This is a genomic window from uncultured Chloroflexus sp. (genome assembly GCF_937951745.1).
Lineage (GTDB): Bacteria > Chloroflexota > Chloroflexia > Chloroflexales > Chloroflexaceae > Chloroflexus.
The window spans coordinates 1-4022 of sequence record NZ_CALFBQ010000012.1 but is presented as its reverse complement, the minus strand read 5'-3'; the positions used below and the strand labels follow the sequence as shown (position 1 = coordinate 4022).

The 4022-nt window shown below is 60.8% G+C and carries 4 protein-coding genes; 1 reads left to right on the top strand and 3 read right to left on the bottom strand.

What is annotated here, in order from left to right:
* Positions 1-156 precede the first annotated feature (156 nt).
* A complete protein-coding gene (locus Q1A59_RS04280) occupies positions 157-891 on the top strand; it encodes a DUF5131 family protein (RefSeq protein ID WP_298402436.1) in 735 nt (244 codons plus the stop codon).
* A 112-nt stretch (positions 892-1003) separates the two neighbouring features.
* Here the strand turns inward: Q1A59_RS04280 and Q1A59_RS04275 are convergent, their stop codons facing one another.
* The 3 genes from Q1A59_RS04275 to Q1A59_RS04265 all read right to left on the bottom strand — a co-directional run bounded on the left by Q1A59_RS04275 (position 1004) and on the right by Q1A59_RS04265 (position 3684).
* Complete coding sequence (locus tag Q1A59_RS04275) at positions 1004-2131, bottom strand: energy-coupling factor transporter transmembrane component T (RefSeq protein WP_298489926.1); 1128 nt, start codon at positions 2129-2131, stop codon at positions 1004-1006.
* A 186-nt stretch (positions 2132-2317) separates the two neighbouring features.
* Positions 2318-3070 (bottom strand): adenosylcobinamide-GDP ribazoletransferase, encoded by a 753-nt coding sequence (gene cobS / locus Q1A59_RS04270; protein WP_298402438.1) that lies wholly within the window; start codon positions 3068-3070, stop codon positions 2318-2320.
* Between the two features lie 2 nt (positions 3071-3072).
* Entirely contained in the window at positions 3073-3684 is a 612-nt protein-coding gene (locus tag Q1A59_RS04265) for a histidine phosphatase family protein (RefSeq protein ID WP_299644023.1), read from the bottom strand.
* Positions 3685-4022 lie beyond the last annotated feature (338 nt).

Sequence of the window (4022 nt, the reverse complement as noted above, 5' to 3'; positions counted from 1 at the left end):
CGGAACAACCCGATCTACTTGCTCTGCTTTGCTGCTGGCAATCCAAAAGGCGCTCCTACCGCACTCAAGATTGCTGATCATATTCTTAGTCATCAGACCTAAACATTTGTGCTACAATACAAATAGATCGGCTTGTTCCTCTGTTTGGAGTAGACTATGGCCCGCAGCAGTATCGAGTGGACTGAAGCCACATGGAATCCGCTCACCGGCTGTACCAAGATCAGTCCCGGCTGCAAACATTGCTACGCCGAGCGGATGGCGTTGCGCTTACAGGCAATGGGGCTGGAAAAGTATCGCAACGGGTTTCGTCTCACGCTCCACCCTAACACGCTGCCTGAGCCATTGCAGTGGAAGCAACCGCGCATGATCTTTGTCAATTCGATGAGCGATCTCTTTCATCACGATGTGCCGGTGACCTTCATTCAGCAGGTCTTTGCCGTCATGACCCAAGCACACTGGCATACGTTTCAGGTCTTGACCAAGCGGGCCGAACGATTACACGAGCTTGATCCGTTGCTGGCGTGGCCATCAAATGTTTGGATGGGAGTCAGCGTTGAGCGAGCCGACTATCTTGATCGTATCCATCGCCTACGCGAGACCGGCGCGACGATCAAGTTTCTGTCGTGCGAACCGTTGTTGGGGCCATTGCCGAATCTTCCATTGGATGGCATCGATTGGGTGATCGTGGGTGGCGAGTCGGGGCCGGGAGCGCGACCAATTGATCCGGCGTGGGTGCGCGAGATTCGCGATCAGTGTCAGGCGGCAGGAGTGGCGTTTTTCTTCAAGCAATGGGGTGGTCCGCGCAAACATCGCACCGGTCGCGTGCTCGATGGCCGCACATGGGATGAATGGCCGCAACGAGCGACGGTTCAAACAGCAGAGGTATCGTAAGGGCGCATGGCACATCCCTCCTATCGTCTCGCCTGTAGCAGTCATCCACGCATAGCGAAGAGCCAATCGCCACCCGGTCATCTCGTACACAGTGTAATCCCTCGCATCACGCTCAATCCGCGAACGCACCTTGTTGGGCTGCTGTGCGGCGGGCAGCGCGTCGATCGGTAACGATGCGGCGGGCGCGGCGCGGCAGGGGTGTGCGCAGCGGCAAGGCAGGCACGGCCAGCAATACTATGGCTACGCCCACCCGCAGATCGAAGGTGGGAAGGGAGATGGTTGGGAAGGGATAATAGACCAGCACGGCTGGTTCGAGCAGGCGCAGCGCGGCAATGGTGATCAACGCTATGCCAGCGCTGATGCAGGCGATAGTGTCGTGGCGGTGCCAGCGTTCGCGCCGGTAGGTGGTGCGCGGCACGCTCCGGCTGAGTTGACGGGCGGCCCAGCCGGTGAGGATCAGCCCGGCACCGGCGAGCGGAGCCATCAGCGGAAACGCCGCCGGGCCGGCCCAGAGCCAGCCGATCAACGCACCGGCAAGACTGCTGAGACCGGCCAGCAGTATGAGCATCCGTCCAGTGTCTGGGGTTGCAGCAAGCGTGCGTCCATAACCGCGTGCCTCTAACGCCTCAGCCAATTGCAGCGCCCGTTCGAGGCTGCCGGCCAGTAGCGGCCCGGCCAGCGCCCACCAACTGCGCAGGCCGCCAAAGCGATGACCACGCGCGCGTTGGGCAGCAGTGATGGTTTGGATGGATCGCACTAACCCCGGTGCAAAGGCAATTGCGATCGTGATCGCCAACCCCGCGTGGAAGAGCGAGCGCGGCGCTAATCGCAACAGCCGATGGTGATCGACGAGCGCATTAAACGCGCCAAAGATCAGCAGTAAGGCCCACAACCCCAACCCGCGCGTCGCTCCCCATGCAAGCGCTTCGGCGGTGATCGGCCCACCCAGCACAATCGCGCCCAGCCAAATCGGCAGTTGCAAAGCGGGTAATGTAACGAGCGCCGTCGCGCCGCGCGGCCCACCCACCGTCACCACGGCGAAGATGATATAACCGAGCCAGAGGATCGCGCCGGCGCGGGCAAAGAGCGTGAAGCTGTGCGCCAGCGGGCGATCGTCGCGCCGGGCTGTAAAGACATACGTCACTGCGAGCATCAACAAGATATGGTAGAGCGGGTGGGGAGCCAGCGTCGCGATCGCAGCAGCGGCGACCAGCCACCAAAGCCATGTGCGGGTGTGCATAGTGAGCCTTTCGTCAAGCGCTAAGACGCAGCGTGAGCAAAGACGCAAGGTGTGGCACCACCAAGGCAAAGCGGATGCGAAGGTGCGTGGCGTTAGAAATGCCAAGGCGCGGTGTGCGCAAAGGCGTACTAAATATCCTTATCTCCTTCGCACCGTTGCCATCATTGTGACCTTGCGTTATCGCGTTCATATTCTTACTGTCAGCACTGCCAATACGACTACTTCACCGATTTCGCACATTGCGCCATAGGTGTCACCGGTAAGACCACCCAAATCGCGCACCCACCAGCGTGCCAGCAGATGCGCGACCGCGAGCACCAACGCCGCAGCGACAATCCCGGCAAGACCGGCGATCAGCCATGCGCTGCCCAACATCAGCACCGACGAGAGCCAGAGATCGCGCTGCTGGACGTGTGAGTTAAACATCCGGCCCAACCCACCTTCACGGGCAGGTGGGAAGCGATAGATGCCGTAGCAATCAGCCCAACGGCCAAGTATCGGCGCTAACAGCAACGCCGGCCATACCACCGTTGCGCCGGCAATAAACGCCACCTTGAGCAAGATGGTCATGATCAGCGCAATCGCTCCCATCGCGCCGATCCGGCTGTCTTTCATAATCTCGAGCTTGCGCTCACGCGAGCGCCAGCTCATCACTGCATCAAACGTATCGCTGACACCATCGAGGTGCATGCCGCCCGTGACAATCCCCCACGTGGCGACGACCAACACTGCCGCCACCAGATCACCCCAAAGCGGGCGGGCAACCGCATCGACGACGACCATTGCACCACCGATGACCAACCCGGCCGCCGGGAACCACGGAATCGCCCGCGCCACGCTCTGCTCGTTCATCGGCGGCAGGCCGGGCAGTGGGATAATGGTGAGAAACCGGATGGCTTCGAGCAGACCATTGGCAGGTCGAGCCGGCGATTCGCTCATAGTCATCCTCCGAGAGGAGGCACGGTATTCACCGTGCGGATAATAATTGACGCGCCGTAGATATCAAGCGCAGTGATGCTACCCAAATCGATCCGCCAGCGCCAGTGTTCAGCGATCGGGATATTACAACAAAAACAGAGCACTAGTTGAATAGGTGTGGCATGGGTCAGCACGAGAATCCGTCCGCCGCGATAGTTTGCCAACAGCTCCTGCCACGCTGCCGCCACCCGCGTCGCCGCCTCAGCCAGACTCTCGCCGCCGGTAGGTCGCCCGTTTATCCCTAACGCCCAACGTGCTTGGGCATCGGTTGGGAAGCGTTGCCCTACTTCACGGTAGGTTAGTCCCTCCCACAAACCCTGATCAACCTCGATCCAGCGCGGGTCTTCACGCAACGGGATGGAACGATGCTGCAGCAGGGCCGCAGCCAACGCGCGCGTGCGCTGGGTAGGGCTGGCGATAGCATGGGTAAAGGGCAACGCGCGCAGCCGATTCGCCGCCGCTGCGTGCTGGCGCAGGCCGTACTCGGTCAGCGGGCTATCGCCACGGCCCAGATACCGGCGAGCACGGTTGGCTTCGGTTTGGCCATGGCGAACGAGCCAGACACTGGTGCGCATTGTGTCGTTAACCCCCTATCCTCTCACTATTGACGGCACGCGCATTGGCGTTGCAGAGAGATAATACGATGTATCGTTGGCTCGATCAGGGAGCCGCATTGCCGTGCGGGGTTACCCTCGACCGGCCCCCCGCCGTCGACCGCCTCCCACCCTTGCCGTATGATCACGCCGCTGTAGGAGCCACACCGCCGTGCGGCTTTCCATTGGTACATCACTATTCGTTAATTCGTTCCTCTCATTCGTTGATTCGTTGCCGCCACAACAATACCGCCGATTAACAACGCCGCCAGCGCCGCAAAGCCCAGCCATTGCCCGGCAGTGCCGGTCGCCGGCGGTGG